Below are 15,979 nucleotides of genomic sequence, written 5' to 3' on the forward strand. Positions count from 1 at the left end.
TTAGCCGGCAAAGGTATAGGCGGTCTTCACCGTGGTGTAGAATTCCATGGCGTAGCGGCCCTGTTCGCGCGGGCCGTAGCTCGACCCCTTGCGGCCGCCGAAGGGAACGTGGAAGTCGACGCCCGCCGTTGGCAAATTGACCATCACCATGCCAGCCTCGGAATTGCGCTTGAAATGCGTGGCGTGCTTGAGGCTCGACGTGCAAATGCCCGAGGTCAGGCCGAAAGGTGTGTCGTTGGCCACCGCAAGCGCCTCGTCATAGTCCTTGACGCGGATGACGTTGGCGACCGGCCCGAAAATCTCCTCGCGCGAAATGCGCATGGCATTGGTGGCACCGGTAAACAGCGCCGGCCTCAGATAGAAGCCGGGCGTTGCAGCATCGAGCCGCTCGCCGCCGAAGGCGAGTTCGGCGCCTTCCTTGCGTCCGATGGCTATGTAGTCCTCGTCCTGCTTCAGCTGGGTCGCGTCGACGACCGGGCCGATCTGGGTCTTGGCATCCAGCGCATCGCCGACGACCAGCTTTTCCATACGCTCCTTGAGTGCCGCGACGAAGCGATCGTGGATGCCGTCGGTCACCACGAGACGCGAAGAGGCCGTGCAGCGCTGGCCGGTGGAGAAATAGGCGCCGTTGACGGCGCAATCGACGGCGACGGCCAGATCGGCGTCATCGAGCACGACGAGCGGGTTCTTGCCGCCCATTTCGAGCTGGAACTTGCGCATGTGCTCGACGCTTGCCGCGGCCACGCGCTTGCCGGTGCCGACCGAGCCGGTGAAGGTGATGGCATTGACGTCGGGGCTGTCGAGCATGGCCTGGCCGACCACCGAGCCCTTGCCCATGACCAGATTGAGCACGCCCTTCGGCAGGCCGGCGCGATGCAGGATGTCGACGATGGTCCAGGCGCTCTCGGGGACCAGTTCGGCCGGCTTGAAGACGATGGTGTTGCCGTAGGCCAGCGCCGGCGCGATCTTCCAGGCTGGAATGGCGATCGGGAAATTCCACGGCGTGATGATGCCGACGACGCCGACCGCTTCGCGCGTGATCTCGACGCCGACGCCCGGTCGAACGCTCGGCACCAGCTCGCCCGACAGGCGCAGCGTTTCTCCGGCGAAGAAATCGAAAAGCTGGGCGGCGCGTATCGTCTCGCCGATGCCCTCGGCCAGCGTCTTGCCTTCCTCGCGCGCCAGGTTGCGGCCGATCTCGTCCTTGCGGGCCATGATCTCGTCCGACGCCTTCTTCAGCACCGCATGGCGGGCCAGCGGCGCCGAGCGCGACCAGGCCGGAAAGGCCACCTTAGCCGCGGCAATCGCCTGCTTGGCCTGTTCCGGACCGGCGGACGCATACTCACCGACCACATCGCCCGTATTCGAGGGGTTGATGTTGCGGGAGCCGGCCTCGCCCACCCACTCGCCGTCGATAAGGTTTTTGCGGAACAGGGTCATGGGTCTTTCCTTGTGGTGGTTCGCTGGTGGGCTGTCTGCCGGGTCATTTATCACCCAGTCATCAATCGCCCAAGTCATTTATCAGACAAATAGCGACAGTGTGAGGACGTTTCAAATCGAGCCCTCGATAACCGATGAGGCGCGCCGGTGAAAGCCCACGCGCATCGCCCTGGCGGGTAGGAACGAGATCGTTTCCGGTCAGACCGCGAAGGACCAGAACAGGCAGGCCAGCGTCGCCGCGGCAAAGACGACGAAGAACAGGCTTCTCAACAGGACGTTGCGGCGAAGCTCATTCATGGTGAGATGGGCGACAACGATGGCCGCGACAAACAGGAACCGCCAGTTGACCAAAGCCCACAGCACGCCACCCTGGCCGAAGGCCCATCGGGCGACGAGGCAGCCGACAATGGTCGCAAACAGCGCGATCGTTGCCCAGAACAGGGCATCGGCAGCATTGGTCAGCACAATGCTGGCGGCGCGGATGGGGAGGATCATCATCAAGAGCGCGCTGAAGAAATAGACAGCGGCCAAAGGCAGAAACAAACCGGCATCGGCAATGCCGTCGAGGCGCTTCACGCCGATCGCGCCATAGGGATAGCCGTGTCTGGCAACCGCAAGACTGAGCGCCATGAGCAAGGCGCTGAGCACCGCGACCAATGCGAATGTGGTGAGGGCCTTGCTCATGCCGTTCCTTGTTCAAGAGCCCGATCTGGGCGAATCAACAAGGACGATTTTAGCGCACGGTTTTGAAATTGGCCGCAAGCTTCAGGTCACTCGACCGCGCCAATCGTCCCGATAACCCGCCAGCCCGGCGAAATGCAAGGCGCGCACCGGCTCCGGCGCTTCCGCGGCAAAGTCGCGGCCGACGCTCTCGAAGGCGAGCGCCGCGGCACCGGTGGCGCTGCCTTCGAGCGTGGCGCCTTGCAGGAAGGCCTGACCGGGACGCAAATCGGCCAGCAGACTGGCGAGCAGGCCGCCAGTGTTCAGCCCGCCATCGACGATGACGGTGTTTTGCGAATGGATCAGGTCGAGGCAGAGGTCGACCATCAGCGCCACATAGAGCAGCGCCACAGCCGCGCGCTGTTCGGCATTGGGTGTGTCGCCGACAATTTCGCCGCGACGGCCGGGCATCGGCCCGCCCGGCGCGAAGCTCGGCAGCGCCATCATGCCGGCGTCGATCGCATGCTGTATTGCGAACGGCGTGATAGCGCCTTGCCAGCCGCCGCTGATGGTTGCGAATTCGCGCCCGCCCATGAAACGGATGGTCGGCACTGCGCCGCCATCGACGTCGACATTGACCAGCATGTCGCGGTCGCGGTCGAGAACCTCGAGCGGGCAGTCCGGATTGAGCGCAACGACCCAGGTGCCGGTCGACACCACGGTGAGCGGTCCGAGCTGCTGCCGGCGATAGGCATGAAGCGCGGCATTCGAGTCATGGACGCCATTGTGGATGGCGATCGGCCGCGCGGCTTCACCGAACCGCTGCTCGCCGATGACGGTGCCGGCGCGTGCGAAAGCCGGCATCTGGCCGCGCCAGCCTTCGGCGTCGACCAGCGATGAGAAGTCGTGCTGGCGCGGCGCCCACAGATGCGAATGGCAGCCGAGATAGGACACTTCCGAGACCGCGCGACCGCCGAAACGCCAGCTCCAATATTGCGGATAGCCGAGGATCGATGTCGCCGCCGTGGAGGCGGCCGGCTCGACCGCCTTCAGCCACAGCATGTGGCGGCCATAATTGAAACCGAGCGGCAGGCGCGGCGAGAAGGTCTCGGCGAAATCCGGGATGCTGCGATCGATTTGCGCGGCGATTTCGGCCGGCGGCTCCTGTTCATAGTCGAGAATCGGATGGGTCAGAGCCGCCTCATCGACAAGGGCGAATGTGCAGCCATGGCCCGACACCATCAACCCCTCGACGCCGTGGATGTCGACCGCATCGGCGACGGCGCCGAGCGCCCAGTCATGCAAAACCGCCTCGTCGAGCACACTGAAGCCGCCCTTGCGCGTCCAGGCGGGCTTGGTCCGGCGCTCGCCGAGGATGCGGCCGTCCTGATCGAAGACGAACAGCTTCGAATTGGTCTTGCCGAAATCGAGCACCGCCACCTTCACTGGAAGGGCCCCGAGGCCGAGGCGATCCGCACCATGACGCCGGCATCCTCCAGCCTGCGCGCATCGGTGTCGGAGAGGCCGTCATCGGTCACCAGCGTGCCGATGCGCGACAGCGGCAGCGCGACGTTGCGCGCGTGGATCGACAGCTTGCGACTGTCGGCCAGCACCACGATCTGGTCGGCGCAGGGGCTAAGGTCGATGATGGAGCGCACCAGCAGTGGATGTGATTCCAGCACGCCATCCTGGCTGAGGCCTTGCGCGCCGATGAAGAATTGAGAGGCATAGAAGGGCACGGCCTGGGTGAGCGAATGGATGATGCCAGGCTCGCGATGCAGCTCGCCGCCGGCGACCGTCAAGCTGCAATGGCCGTGGTCGCTGAGATAGGCCGCTAAAGGCATCGAGTTGGTGTAGAGGCGGATGTTGCGGTCGGCGAGCCTGACGCCGAGATGGAAGCAGGTCGAGCCGCCATGGACGATGACCGCATCGCCATCGCGCACCATGGTTGCCGCAAGGGCGGCGATCCGCCGCTTGGCCTCGACCGCGAGGTCGCGGTTTTCATCGTAAGGCCTGGCATAGGCGACGCTGGCCTGCGCAGCGCCATCGAGCGCCGAGATGCCGCCATAGACCTTTCGCGCCGCGCCGGCCTCGTCGATCTTGTCGATGTCGCGCCTGACCGTCGCGGCGGAAACGCCAAGCCGTTCCTGCAAGTCGCGCACCGAGGCGAACGGGCGATCCCTCAGCAGTTCGACAATCTGACGTTGGCGGCCGGAGTCGCTCAATTTTTGCTCCTGGGATGCCATTTCGGCATGGATTTTGGTTTAACTTACTCAAAATCAGCCAAACAGCCAACCGGTTTTGATGATTATAGATCACTATTGACGCAGATCGCTCGGGTCTGCGATATCCATACCGACATCGGTCCCGGTGACGGGATTTCGAGCGAGACCCCGGCCGGGTCGTTCGAGGAAAGCTCAACACGGCCGCCAGTAGCAAGGGACGGATGACATGATGCCACTTGCCATCGGCATCGACATCGGCACCTCTGGTGCGCGCGCCATCGCCATGCGTCCGGATTTTTCCATCGCCGCGCATTCCGCCCTGTCTCTCGAGCGGTCTGGCGACAACGGCCGCGACCCCGCCGTGTGGTGGGAAGCGGTTGCAGCAACGCTGGCGGAGCTGCTCCAATGCATCGATCGCGCGGCGGTGCGTTCGATCGCCGTGGACGGCACGTCGGGCACGCTGCTGCCGGTCGACAGTGCCGGGCGGCCGCTGGCCGAGCCGCTGATGTACAACGACAAGGTTTCGGACGACGCCATCCTCGCCGCGATTGCCCGCGTGGCGCCGGAAGCAAGTGCCGCGCACGGCGCAACCTCCGGCCTCGTCAAGGCGCTGTGGTTCCAGCGCCTGCCCGGCGTCGCTCGAATGCTGCACCAGGCCGACTGGATCGCCGGACAGTTTTCCGGCCGCTTCGACGCCAGCGACGAGAACAATGCGTTGAAAACCGGCTACGACGCCAAGGCCCGCCGCTGGCCGGACTGGATCGCGGCCACCGGCATGCGGATGGATTTGCTGCCCGATGTCGTCGCACCCGGCACTGTCTCCGGCAGGCTCACGCCAAGCGCCGCCGATCTGTTCGGCCTGTCGCGTGACGTGGCAGTGGTTGCCGGAACGACGGATGGCTGCGCCTCGTTCCTGGCGACGGGTGCCGCGGCTGCCGGTGACGGCGTCACCGCGCTCGGATCGTCGCTGACCATCAAGATCCTGTCCGACAGGCCGATCTCGGCGCCGCGCTACGGCATCTACAGCCATCGCCTCGGCGATGCCTGGCTGGCCGGCGGCGCCTCGAATTCCGGCGGCAAGGTGCTCGCCCAGCATTTTTCGCTCGCGCGCATCATCGAATTGAGTGCAGCGATCGACCCGGAGACGCACACCGGCCTCGACTACTACCCACTCGGCACGGCCGGCGAACGCTTCCCCATCGCAGACCCGACACTGCCGCCGCGCTTCGAGCCGCGACCCGCGTCCGAGGCCGACTATCTCAAGGCGATGCTGGAAGGCATCGCCGCCATCGAGGCGCTCGGCTATCAGAGGCTTGCCGAGCTCGGCGCGCCTAGGCTGACATCGGTCCGAAGCGTCGGCGGCGGTGCCGCCAATGCCGCCTGGACCGCGATCCGCCGGCGCAAACTTGGGGTCGATTTCCTGCCGGCGCTTTCCGACGAGGCCGCCGCCGGGACGGCGCGGCTGGCGCTGATGGGCGCAAGCGAGGCGGGACTGCTGTGAGCGCGAAACGGGCAAAACATCTCGACGGGGTTGGAGCGCTGGCCGAGTGCTACGAAGTGTTCCTGCTCGACCAGTTCGGTGTGCTGCATGATGGCCAGCAGCCCTATCCGGGGGCTGTGGAAGCGCTGTCGGCGCTGAAGCGCGCCGGCAAGACGGTGGTCCTGATCTCAAATTCCGGCAAGCGTGCGGAGCCCAACGAACGCCGCCTGCTGAAGCTCGGCTTCGAAGCCGGGAGCTGGGATCATTTTGTTTCTTCCGGCGAGGTGGCGTGGCGCGCCTTTCACGCCATGGCGCAATCCGCAGAGTTGCGTCACGGCACGAAATGCCTGCTGATCAGCCGCGACGGCGACCGCTCGGCGATCGAGGGCCTGCCCTTGACCCTGACCGACCGCGGCGACGATGCCGAGCTGGTGCTGATCTCGGCCAGCGAAGGCGATCGTTTCGACCTCGACCACTATCGCCGGCTGCTTGGCCCGGCGGCGGCGCGGCAAGTGCCGTGCTTCTGCACCAATCCCGACAGGATCATGCTGACGGCGGTCGGGCCGCGCTTCGGCGCCGGCGAGCTCGCCGATCTCTATGAAAGCCTCGGCGGCAGCGTCACCCGCATCGGCAAGCCCTATCCCGCGATCTACAACGCGGTGTTGGCGCTGGCCGGCAACCCGGACCGGGCCAGCGTGGTCTGCATCGGCGACAGCGTCGAGCACGACATCGCCGGTGGTGCCGGCGTGGGTGTCGACACCGCGCTGGTGTTGTCGGGCATACTGGCCGATGTCACCGACCTCACCGGCGTTTTCGACCGGGAGGGCGCGTATCCGGATTACACGCTGGGCGCGTTCCGCTGGGGCTGATCTATCCTATGCGATTGCCGCTCGCCGGATCGAACAGATGCAGCGCCGCCGGATCGGCGGCGAGCCGCACCGTATCACCCGGCCTGACATTGCTACGCCCCATGACGAAGACGCAGACCTGCTGTCCGGCAAGCTTGACATAAAACTGCGTCGACAGGCCGAGTGGCTCGACCACTTCGACCTCGGCTTCGAGCGCCCCATCCTCGGAGAGCTGGATGTGCTCCGGCCGCAGCCCGACGGTCAGCGCATCGCCATCCTTCAAGGGCAGCCCGTCCGGCAATCGCAACTTCTGACCGTCGGCCAGCACCGCGTCGACCTTGCCGCCCTTGGCGACAGATGCCGGCAAAAAATTCATGCCGGGGGAGCCGATGAAGCCGGCGACGAACGTATTTATCGGCCGGTCGTAGAGTTCGAGCGGATGACCGACCTGCTGAACAAAGCCGTCATGCATGACGACGATGCGGTCGGCCATGGTCATCGCCTCGATCTGGTCGTGCGTGACATAGACCGAAGTGGTCTTCAATTGCTGGTGCAGCGCCTTGATCTCGGCCCGCATATGAACGCGCAATTTGGCGTCAAGATTGCTGAGCGGCTCATCGAAGAGAAAGACCTTGGGATCGCGCACGATGGCGCGGCCCATGGCGACACGCTGGCGCTGGCCGCCTGACAGCTGGCGCGGCAGGCGCCCGAGGAAACTGTCGAGGCCGAGCCGCTTGGCGGCCGCGCCCACCCTGGTGTCGATCGTCGTCTTCTCGGCCTTCTTCAGGAGCAGGCTGAAGCCCATGTTCGACGACACGTCCATATGCGGGTAGAGCGCATAGGACTGGAACACCATGGCGATGTCGCGGTCCTTCGGCGCGACATCGTTGACCAGCCGCTCGCCGATGCGGATCTCGCCGCCCGACACCTCCTCCAGTCCGGCGATCATGCGCAAAAGGGTCGACTTGCCGCAGCCGGACGGGCCGACCAGCACGACGAACTCGCCGTCGGCGATCTCGAGATCGACGCCGTGCAGGATGCGCAGCGAGCCGTAGTCCTTCTCGACATGTTGCAGCGTGACGGAAGCCATCGATTATCCTTTGACCGCGCCGGCGGTGAGGCCGGTGACGAGATAGCGTTGCAGGAAGGCGAAGAAGATGCAGACCGGGATCAGCGCCAGGATGGAAGCAGCCATCATTTGCCCCCAGTCGACGGCGAATTTGCCGATGTAGGTGAGCAGGCCGACGGCAAAAGTCTTCTGGTCGTCGCTGGAGATCAGCATAAGCGCGAACAAGAGCTCGCTCCAGGCGGCTGTGAAGACGAAGCCGAGCGTGGCGCCCATGCCGGGCAGCGTCAGCGGCACGATCACCTTGCGCATGGCCTGGGCCCGCGTGCAGCCGTCGATCATCGCCGCTTCTTCGAGGTCCTTGGGGATGCCGTCGAAGAAGGACTGCATCAGGAAGGTGGCGAAAGCGGTGTTGAAGGCGGTGTAGATGATGATCAGGCCGACCAGGCTGTTGGTGAGGCCGAGCTCTCCCATCACGCGATAGATCGGCGGAATGACCATCACCAGCGGGAAGGTCTGGGTGAGCAGGAGCAGGATCGCCAGCGTCGCCTTGCCACGGAAGGAGAAGCGCGACATGGCATAGCCGGCAAGCGTGGCGATGACCGTGACGAACGCTGCCGTCGACACCGAGACGATGACGCTGTTCATGAAATAGCGCGGGAAGTCGGAGGCTTCGAGCACGGTGACGAAATTCCGGAACGTCGTCTGCGACGGCCACAGTGTGATGCCTTCGGAATAGAGCAGGCGCTCGGGCGTCACCGAGATCTTCAGCGTCCAGAAGATCGGGAACAGCGCGAAGATCATGTAGGCAGCAATGGCACCGTAGAGGCCGGTGCCGCCGACGATGCGCGAGGAGGTGGAGCGTCCGGCGATCATCAGACGTGCCTCACCAGCATGCGACGGATGGCGATCAGAGCCACCGCATAGGCGATCAGCAGCACCAGAAGCAGCACAGCCACCGCCGAGGCATAGCCCTTGTCCAGCGACTTGAAGGCGCTGACATAGATGTAGACCGGCACGGTGCTGGTCGAACCCGCCGGCCCGCCCTCGGTCATGACGAAGATCAGGTCGGCGAAGGTGGCGATCCAGATCGTGCGCAGCATGACGGTGATGACGATGGTCTGCGCCAGGAAAGGCAGCGTCACCTTGGTGAAGCGCTGCCAGGGCGAAGCGCCGTCTATTGCCGCGGCCTCATGCAATTCCGAGGGGATCGACTTCAGTGCCGCCAGCAGCGTGATGGCGAAGAACGGGATGCCGAACCAGATGTTGGCGATGATCGGACCCCACATGGCGGTGGCCGGATCGGACAGGATGTTGGTCGGCTCGGCCTTGAGCCCGAGTGCAAAGAGCCAGTGCGGCAGCGGCCCGATGATCGGGTTGAACAGCCAGGCCCAGGTCAGGCCGGACAGGAAGGACGGCACCGCCCAGGGCAGGAAAACCACCGCCTGCACCAGTTTGCGGCCGATGAACGGCTTGTCGAGCAGCAGCGCCAGACCAAGCCCGAGGAAGAACTGGAAGAACAGGCTGGCGACCGTCCACCACAGCGTGTTGACCAGCGCCTGCCCCAGCACCTGGTCGGACAGCATCGTCTCGTACTGGCCGAGGCCGACATATTCCGACCTGAAGGCGGAGAATTTGCGGAACGAGTAGCTGATGCCGATGATCAGCGGCACGAGAAGCACGACGACCAGCAGAACGATAGCCGGCGAAAGATAGAGCCAGGGCTCGATGGCGGCATGGGATAGCCGCTTCCTTCGCGGCTTGCCTGCGGGTCGTATTGCGGACACGGCATAGGTCATCGGCTTCTGGATCGTCTCCTGGAGCAGCGTCGGGGACAGCGTCCTTCTCCCCGTTCACGGGGAGAAGATGCCGGCAGGCAGATGAGGGGCCGAGCCAGGTTGGCAGAACTCGGCGCTGCCCCTCATCCGGCCCTATCGGGCCACCTTCTCCCCGCGAACGGGGAAAAGGGAAAAGGGCGCTTACTTCTTGTTCTTGGCCATCCAGTCCTGCTGCTCCTTGGTCAGGAACGCGGCCCATTGGTCGGCGACCTCCTTGGCCGTCTTCTGGCCGAGCAGCACTTCCTGGAAGTTCTTGATCGCCACCTGGTCGACGAAGTTGCCGAGGTTTTCCAGATGCGTCGGCGGCGTCACCATTTCATATTTGGAACTGTCGCTCAGCTCCGTGAACCAGCCCTTGAACTGCTCGGTCTTGAAATGGGCATCCTGGTCGGCGCCGTTGTGGATCGGGACGACGCCGACTTCCTTGGCCCATTCCAGATTGCCCTTGGGCGACAGCAGCGTCGCCATCAGCTTCCAGGCATCGTCCTTGTGCTGGGATTTGGCGAACATCGCCCAGCCGGCATAACCGAGCGTCGGATAGGACTTGCCGCTCGGCCCGACCGGCAATGGCGCCACGGCGAAGTCGTCGGCGCTCATCTTGTCGGCGATGCCGAGCAGCGCGTCGGGATCCTGGTTGAGCATGGCGCAGGTGCCCGAATAGAAGCCGGTGACGGTCTCGTTGAAGCCCCAGCTCACCGCATCCTTCGGCGCCAGGCCGTTCTTGTACATGTCGGCCAGCATCTGCAGGCCCTTGACCGAGCCCTCGTCATTGATGGTCGAGGTGCCGTCTTCGTTGAAGTAGCCGCCCTTGCCGGCGGCGATGTTCATGAACATGTGCATGCCATTGAAGGCGCCCGGACCGCCGCGTAGGCAGTAGCCATATTTGCCGGGAATGGCCGAGATCTTCTTGGAATCCTCGACGAATTCATCGAGCGTCGCCGGCGGGCCGTCGAGGCCTGCCTCCTTGAACAGTTTCTTGTTCCAGAACAGCGCGTTCACATAGTAGCCGTAAGGGATCATGAACTGGGTGTTGTTGACCGTCGAGCCGAACTGCTTGGCGCGGTCGCCCAAGGTCTTGGCGTCGTCCCACTTGGCCATATAGGGCCCGAGATCCTCGAGCTGGCCGTTGGTGGCGTAGAGGCCCATCCAGCGCTCCGGCATCTCGACGATGTCGGGGGTGTCGCCGGCCTGCACCATGGTAAGGAATTTTTCGAACGCCTGGCCCCAGGGCAGCGAGACGAGCTCGACCTTGACGCCCGGATTGGCCGCCTCGAACTCGGCGATCTGCTTCTTGAGGAATTCCGTGCGTGGCGGGCTGGTGATGACCTCGACCATCTTGAGCGTCGATTCGGCCATGGCGCTGCCGGCGGAGATCGCCAGTCCGGCGACGGCGGCAAGCATGAATGTCAGTCTTTTCATGTTCGGTACTCCCATTTTGAACTGCCTCGTTATTTTTTTGCTTTGTCGAAGGCCTGGGCGATGTCGGCCCAGAGATCCTCGACGCTTTCCAATCCGACGTTGAAGCGGATGGTTCGGGGGCTGACGCCGAAGCGTGCCATCGAATTCAGGCCCGGCGTCTGCTCGAGCGAGGCCTTTGCCGGAACGACCAGGCTCTCGTGGCCGCCCCAGCTGACGCCGATGCGGAAGAATTTCAGCGCATCGACGAAAGCCGGAATGTCGACATCCTCCGTCACCTCGAAGGAGAACAGCCCGGCATAGCCGGCAAGCGTCGCCTTGCCGGGATGGTTGGAATAGGCAGGGTGGTTGACGCGCTCGACCTGGCCATGCGCCTTCAGCCGTTCAGCGAGAACAAGCCCGCTCTTCATGTGGTGCGGCAGCCGCAGCGGCAGCGTACGCAGGCCGCGCAGCAGCAGCCACGCCTCGAAAGGCGACAGCTTGCCGCCGAGCGAGGAATAGGTCTGCTCGTTGATGCGACCGATATGGGCAGCCGAACCCGCCACCACGCCGGCGACCGTGTCGCTGTGGCCGCCGAGATATTTCGAGGCCGAATGCAGGACGAGGTCGACGCCGTGCGAGATCGGCTTCTGGAACACCGGGGTGGCCCAGGAATTGTCGATGCTGGTGACGATGCCCTGCTCCTTGGCCAGCCGCGTCAGGTGCGCGATGTCCTGCAACTCGAACATCATCGAGGTCGGGCTTTCCAGATAGAGCAGCTTGGCGCCGGGCAGTGCGGCCGCGACGGCATCCGGATCGGAGCCGTCGACATAGTCGACCTTGATGTTGAGGCGCGGGAACAGCCGCTCGAACAGCCGGTAGGCATCGCCATAACAGTTGCGCACGGCAACGATGCGCTCGCCGGCGCCGACGAAGGCGAGCACCGTGGCACTGATCGCCGCCATGCCGCTGGAGAATCCTCTGGCCGCTTCCGCGCCCTCAAGCGCGGCCACGCGGGCCTCGAATTCCATCACCGTCGGATTGTCGCCGCGCGAATAGATCGGCTGGCGGCGCCGGCCGGCAAAAGTATCGGCCATCTCGGCATAGTTGGCGAAGGTGAACAGCGAGGTCTGGTAGATCGGCGGCACCACCGCTCCGCCGGGGAACGGATCGTCATGCGCCAGAAGCGTTGCCGCCTCGGCGAGGTAGTCGCTGCCAAAAGTGCCTGAGTCGAAGCCGATGGGGTGCTCGTTCATTTTCGGTCCGAAAGTTTGAGATTGGCGGCGCCGCGCTTCAGATCGTTCTCGACGGTGGCGATGAGCTTCAGCGCCTCAGCGCGGGCTCCTTCCGGGTCGTGCGCGGCGATGCAATTGAAGATGGTGCGGTGGTAGGGGAAGCTGGCGTGGCCAAAATCGCGCACGCCGAGCGGATGTTCCCAGAAGCGGTGGAACAGCTCGTGCATGGCGGCAATGATCTGTTCGAACAGGGGATTGCCGGACGCGCGATAAACCGCCTGGTGGAACTCCCAGTCCTCCTCCGACGACATGCCGGCGCGGGTCTGGAAGGCCTCTTCCATTATGTCGAGCTTGCGCTCGATCTCGGCGAGGTCGGCCTTGCCGGCGCGCACGGCGCAAAGGGCGGCGGCTTCGGCCTCCAGCGCGCGGCGGATTTCCAGCGTGCGCATCAGGCCGGTGAAGTCATTGCCGCCGGCCAATGTCAGCGGCATGTGCAGCATGTCGAGCGAGACGGCCGCCTTGAGATAGGTGCCGCTGCCCTGGCGGCGCTCGACCAGGCCAAGCCCCTCCCAGCGCGTCAGCGCCTCGCGCACCGTGTTGCGGCTGACCTTGAGGCGCTCGGCGAGGATGCGCTCGGTCGGCAGCTTCTCGCCGGGCTCCAGCTTTTCCTGCATGACGAAGCCGGCCAACGCCTTCAGCACCGCATCGTCGCGGGCCGTCGTCTGGATCGGCGGAAGGAAATCGGTCACGCAAGCTGAGCCCAAAATGGTTCAATGGTCCAACCAATTTCTGCACGAACCGAAGGGCGAGTCAACCGCCGAAACAAAGCGGGGCCGAATAGCGCGGAGATGCGCCATTCGACCGGGCCGGTTCAGCCGTGAGCGCGCGACAGCGCTGGATCCGCACCGGCGCTGCGCCAGCGGGAAAACATCTCCTCTCGAGCCCGCCTCGAACCCGCAAGCCGCTCCTTTGCCTGCGCCAGCACAACAGGCGAAGCCTGCGCGGGCGTGCCGGATCGGAAGGGAGGAGCCGGGGCATATTCGAGTGTGAGCTGCACCGTTTCGGCCTCGGCCTGGCCGAGAAGCCTGGCGACCAAGGCGAGACCGAAATCGATGCCTGAGGTGACGCCGCCTGCGGTGATCAGGTTTCCGTCCTCGACAATGCGCTCATCGACGGGAATGGCGCCGAACTCGGCAAGGAAGTCATGCGCATACCAATGCGTCGTCGCCCGCTTGCCCTTGAGCAGCCCGGCTGCGCCAAGCACCAGGGCGCCGCTGCACACGGACGTGACGTAACGGGCCTGCGCTGCGCGCTCCCGCACGAAATCGAGGACCGCCTGATCCTCCAGCAGCGCGTTGACGCCCCCACCGCCTGGAACGCACAGCACATCGAGAGGCGGGCAATCGTCGAAGGTCGCCGTCGGGCTGAGGGACAGTCGGGTCGACGACATTACGGAATTGCGGTCCTTCCAGATCAGTTCCACCTCGGCACCCTTTGCCGAGGCCAGGACTTCGTAAGGACCGGTGAGGTCGAGCTGCTGGACATTGGGGAAGACAAGGATGCCGAAACGAAGGGCCATGGAAATCTCCGCAGGTTGACTCCCGCCAATCTAAGGCATCATGCTTTGGCACGATCGCCAATCGCCCCTCGTTTCGAGCCAAATCGCTATGCGTCGCATCGAAATCCTTGCCTATCCGGACGTCCAGCTCCTCGATGTCAGCGGGCCGCTTCAGGTTTTCTCCAGCGCCAATGACTTCCTCGTGCAGGCCGGCGAGCCGGCTGCCTATGAGGTCGTGGTCGTCGCCGCCTCGCCACGGACCAGGACATCGGAGGGCCTCGTGCTCGAGACCGCGGCGCTGCCGCCGCATGAGCTCGAGATCGACACGCTGATCGTGCCTGGTGGATGGGGTGTCAACGCAGCCTGCGAGGATCCGAGCCTGATCGATTGGGTGATCGGCCGCTCGCGTAGCGCCACGCGAATGGCTTCGGTCTGCAGCGGCGCCTTCCTGCTGGCGACGGCAGGTCTCCTCGACAGCCTTCGCGCCGTTACCCATTGGGGACGCTGCGCCGAGTTCGCCCAGCGCTTTCCGGCGGTCCGGCTCGAACCCGACCCGATCTTCATTCGCGACGGCAATATCTGGACGTCCGCGGGCGTGACAGCGGGAATCGACCTCGCGCTCTCCTTCGTCGAGGCCGACCTTGGCCGGCGCATGGCTCTTGCCGTGGCTCGCCAACTGGTTGTTTTCCTGAAACGCCCCGGCGGCCAAGCGCAGTTCAGCCAGACCCTCAAGCTGCAGGAAGGCGACGAGCGCTTCGACCGGCTGCATGGCTGGATCCTGGACAATCTGGACGGCGACCTGTCGTTGCCGAACTTGGCCGACCGCGCCAATATGAGCCCGCGCAGCTTCTCGCGGCACTATCGGGACGCAACGGGCCGGACACCCGCCCGTGCGATCGAAGAGATCCGGATCGAGGCGGCGCGACGGATGCTGGAACGGGGCCTAGCCGTCAACCAGACGGCCCGGCGCTGCGGCTTCGGCTCGGAAGAGACGATGCGGCGCGGCTTTCTGCGCATCCTCGGCACGAACCCGCGCGATTATCGCGAGCGTTTCTGAGCTGTTGGAAGAGATGCGAATGCATTGCCGGGCGCGACAGCGCTCACCGATACCAAGGAGTCAGACGTCAGACGATTGCATGGCGGCGTGACCGAGGTCGGTCAGCGCATAGACGCCGCGCTCGGCCCTCGCAAACCAGCCGTAGTAATTGTGCAGCAGGATGCTGGCCGCGCGTGGTGAAACGGCTTTCAAATCTCGCGGCCGCTTCGGGCCATCGGCCATGGCGGCGGCGCAGGCCAGCGCGTCCTGCCGGTAGGCGGTCATGATCGGCACGCGCGTGCTGCCGCCGGGTGCGGGATCGCCGCGCCGGCGCCGATGCTCTTCCATCAATCGCGACCGTCTCCTCGGGTCGCGCCTTGGTGGCAGCGCGGCGGGGCTGAGCAGCAGTTCGACCTCGCCCTTGCCGCCAACGCCCAGCAGGCCGAAGCCGAGCCGCCGGCACAACGCCCTGAACCGGCGATCGTGCTCGCGGCCCTTGCCGCGTGCCGACATGCGCGCGGCAAGCCAGACTTCGTCGCAGGCCGCGGCGCGATCGACTGCCTGGAGCACGAGTTCGAGGTTGAACTGCAGTTTCAGTTCGCAAATGACGACCACGGGCGGCTCGCCATCGCGCACGCCGACGATATCGCAACCGCCAATCTCGCCTTTGACGGTGAAGTCCAAGCTCTCAAGGAACCGCTTCACCGGCGTGTAGAGGGACGTTTCCTGCATGCGCAAGGCTTAGCCGATTCGGGCCAAGCTGGCACCGTGGGGACCGCGCAATGCACGCTACGGTCCTGCGGTGCCTGGCGCGGCAGACTTCACCAGAAACCGATGAGCGACCTCAGCATCGCTGCAGGGCCGGCCGCTTCCCGGCACATCTTGCGAAATCCGGTTCGTCCGGTTGCGCTCATGACATCATCGTCGATGTCGCGAAGAATGGTCCGCGCATTGAGCCATCCGATGCGGGCAAGAGCAGATGCCAGTTCCGCGCGTGCGGGATCAAACTGCGTTTGATCGACTGTCGAGCTCGCGCTCTGCTCAATGTCATTGCTCGCACTGAGCGCCTGCCGCGGAATTTCCACGGCACTGCGGACGTCGAATGGCTCGGCCGAAAGCCGAAGTAAGTTGCGCCGCAGGGCGGCGTAGGCGGTTTGCGCGAGCGCATAAGCGCCGCGCCCGCCCGCGCCGAACAAGG

At 64.8% G+C, this 15,979-nt stretch carries 16 protein-coding genes; 3 read left to right on the top strand and 13 right to left on the bottom strand.

Going from position 1 to position 15,979, the window contains the following annotated elements; genetic code table 11:
- The 4 genes from AC1RUK_RS25525 to AC1RUK_RS25540 form a co-directional block, all read right to left on the bottom strand.
- The gene (locus tag AC1RUK_RS25525; protein WP_481838436.1) at positions 1-1,440 is read right to left on the bottom strand and encodes an aldehyde dehydrogenase family protein; all 1,440 of its coding nucleotides are present in this window, start codon (positions 1,438-1,440) and stop codon (positions 1-3) included.
- Between the two features lie 198 nt (positions 1,441-1,638).
- Complete coding sequence (locus AC1RUK_RS25530) at positions 1,639-2,124, bottom strand: hypothetical protein (RefSeq protein ID WP_481838435.1); 486 nt, start codon at positions 2,122-2,124, stop codon at positions 1,639-1,641.
- 81 nt (positions 2,125-2,205) lie between these two features.
- Positions 2,206-3,546, bottom strand: coding sequence for an FGGY-family carbohydrate kinase (locus AC1RUK_RS25535; RefSeq protein ID WP_481838434.1), 1,341 nt, complete (start codon positions 3,544-3,546; stop codon positions 2,206-2,208).
- Positions 3,543-4,325 carry a DeoR/GlpR family DNA-binding transcription regulator gene (locus tag AC1RUK_RS25540; protein WP_481838433.1) on the bottom strand — a complete coding sequence of 261 codons (783 nt, stop codon included), beginning with the start codon at positions 4,323-4,325 and terminating at the stop codon, positions 3,543-3,545. The genes AC1RUK_RS25535 and AC1RUK_RS25540 overlap by 4 nt, the downstream gene beginning before the upstream one ends.
- Positions 4,326-4,551: 226 nt before the next feature.
- Between AC1RUK_RS25540 and AC1RUK_RS25545 the strand changes: the two genes are divergently transcribed.
- Together AC1RUK_RS25545 and AC1RUK_RS25550 are read left to right on the top strand one after the other, a co-directional pair.
- The gene (locus tag AC1RUK_RS25545) at positions 4,552-5,826 is read left to right on the top strand and encodes an FGGY-family carbohydrate kinase (RefSeq protein ID WP_481838432.1); all 1,275 of its coding nucleotides are present in this window, start codon (positions 4,552-4,554) and stop codon (positions 5,824-5,826) included.
- Positions 5,823-6,674, top strand: coding sequence for a TIGR01459 family HAD-type hydrolase (locus AC1RUK_RS25550; protein WP_481838431.1), 852 nt, complete (start codon positions 5,823-5,825; stop codon positions 6,672-6,674). The genes AC1RUK_RS25545 and AC1RUK_RS25550 overlap by 4 nt, the downstream gene beginning before the upstream one ends.
- Before the next feature lies 1 nt (position 6,675).
- Here AC1RUK_RS25550 and AC1RUK_RS25555 read toward each other — a convergent pair whose 3' ends face one another.
- The 7 genes from AC1RUK_RS25555 to AC1RUK_RS25585 form a co-directional block, all read right to left on the bottom strand.
- On the bottom strand, positions 6,676-7,743 hold the full coding sequence (locus AC1RUK_RS25555; protein WP_481838430.1) for an ABC transporter ATP-binding protein: 1,068 nt from the start codon (positions 7,741-7,743) through the stop codon (positions 6,676-6,678).
- Between the two features lie 3 nt (positions 7,744-7,746).
- A complete protein-coding gene (locus AC1RUK_RS25560) occupies positions 7,747-8,595 on the bottom strand; it encodes a carbohydrate ABC transporter permease (RefSeq protein WP_481838429.1) in 849 nt (282 codons plus the stop codon).
- Entirely contained in the window at positions 8,595-9,518 is a 924-nt protein-coding gene (locus tag AC1RUK_RS25565) for a carbohydrate ABC transporter permease (protein WP_481838428.1), read from the bottom strand. Before AC1RUK_RS25565 ends, AC1RUK_RS25560 begins: the two co-directional genes overlap by 1 nt.
- Before the next feature lie 180 nt (positions 9,519-9,698).
- A complete protein-coding gene (locus tag AC1RUK_RS25570; RefSeq protein WP_481838427.1) occupies positions 9,699-10,976 on the bottom strand; it encodes an ABC transporter substrate-binding protein in 1,278 nt (425 codons plus the stop codon).
- 29 nt (positions 10,977-11,005) lie between these two features.
- Positions 11,006-12,208 carry a PLP-dependent transferase gene (locus AC1RUK_RS25575; RefSeq protein WP_481838426.1) on the bottom strand — a complete coding sequence of 401 codons (1,203 nt, stop codon included), beginning with the start codon at positions 12,206-12,208 and terminating at the stop codon, positions 11,006-11,008.
- Positions 12,205-12,936 (bottom strand): FadR/GntR family transcriptional regulator, encoded by a 732-nt coding sequence (locus AC1RUK_RS25580; protein WP_481838425.1) that lies wholly within the window; start codon positions 12,934-12,936, stop codon positions 12,205-12,207. The genes AC1RUK_RS25575 and AC1RUK_RS25580 overlap by 4 nt, the downstream gene beginning before the upstream one ends.
- Positions 12,937-13,058: 122 nt before the next feature.
- Positions 13,059-13,766 carry a DJ-1/PfpI family protein gene (locus AC1RUK_RS25585; RefSeq protein WP_481838424.1) on the bottom strand — a complete coding sequence of 236 codons (708 nt, stop codon included), beginning with the start codon at positions 13,764-13,766 and terminating at the stop codon, positions 13,059-13,061.
- Positions 13,767-13,854: 88 nt separating this feature from the next.
- Here AC1RUK_RS25585 and AC1RUK_RS25590 point away from each other — a divergent pair, with 88 nt between their 5' ends.
- The gene (locus tag AC1RUK_RS25590) at positions 13,855-14,802 is read left to right on the top strand and encodes a GlxA family transcriptional regulator (protein WP_481838423.1); all 948 of its coding nucleotides are present in this window, start codon (positions 13,855-13,857) and stop codon (positions 14,800-14,802) included.
- 60 nt (positions 14,803-14,862) lie between these two features.
- Here AC1RUK_RS25590 and AC1RUK_RS25595 read toward each other — a convergent pair whose 3' ends face one another.
- Both AC1RUK_RS25595 and AC1RUK_RS25600 read right to left on the bottom strand, forming a co-directional pair.
- Positions 14,863-15,513 (bottom strand): DUF2161 family putative PD-(D/E)XK-type phosphodiesterase, encoded by a 651-nt coding sequence (locus tag AC1RUK_RS25595; RefSeq protein ID WP_481838422.1) that lies wholly within the window; start codon positions 15,511-15,513, stop codon positions 14,863-14,865.
- A gap of 89 nt (positions 15,514-15,602) precedes the next feature.
- The gene (locus AC1RUK_RS25600; RefSeq protein WP_481838421.1) at positions 15,603-15,977 is read right to left on the bottom strand and encodes a hypothetical protein; all 375 of its coding nucleotides are present in this window, start codon (positions 15,975-15,977) and stop codon (positions 15,603-15,605) included.
- Between the last annotated feature and the right edge of the window lie 2 nt (positions 15,978-15,979).

The organism is Mesorhizobium monacense, assembly GCF_056781675.1.

Coding starts and splice junctions, on each gene's coding strand:
- AC1RUK_RS25555 (WP_481838430.1), bottom strand. CDS start 7,743: ATGGCTTCCGTCACGCTGCAACATGTCGAGAAGGACTACGGCTCGCTG.
- AC1RUK_RS25525 (WP_481838436.1), bottom strand. CDS start 1,440: ATGACCCTGTTCCGCAAAAACCTTATCGACGGCGAGTGGGTGGGCGAG.
- AC1RUK_RS25545 (WP_481838432.1), top strand. CDS start 4,552: ATGATGCCACTTGCCATCGGCATCGACATCGGCACCTCTGGTGCGCGC.
- AC1RUK_RS25570 (WP_481838427.1), bottom strand. CDS start 10,976: ATGAAAAGACTGACATTCATGCTTGCCGCCGTCGCCGGACTGGCGATC.
- AC1RUK_RS25585 (WP_481838424.1), bottom strand. CDS start 13,766: ATGGCCCTTCGTTTCGGCATCCTTGTCTTCCCCAATGTCCAGCAGCTC.
- AC1RUK_RS25575 (WP_481838426.1), bottom strand. CDS start 12,208: ATGAACGAGCACCCCATCGGCTTCGACTCAGGCACTTTTGGCAGCGAC.
- AC1RUK_RS25565 (WP_481838428.1), bottom strand. CDS start 9,518: ATGACCTATGCCGTGTCCGCAATACGACCCGCAGGCAAGCCGCGAAGG.
- AC1RUK_RS25595 (WP_481838422.1), bottom strand. CDS start 15,513: ATGCAGGAAACGTCCCTCTACACGCCGGTGAAGCGGTTCCTTGAGAGC.
- AC1RUK_RS25590 (WP_481838423.1), top strand. CDS start 13,855: ATGCGTCGCATCGAAATCCTTGCCTATCCGGACGTCCAGCTCCTCGAT.
- AC1RUK_RS25560 (WP_481838429.1), bottom strand. CDS start 8,595: ATGATCGCCGGACGCTCCACCTCCTCGCGCATCGTCGGCGGCACCGGC.
- AC1RUK_RS25530 (WP_481838435.1), bottom strand. CDS start 2,124: ATGAGCAAGGCCCTCACCACATTCGCATTGGTCGCGGTGCTCAGCGCC.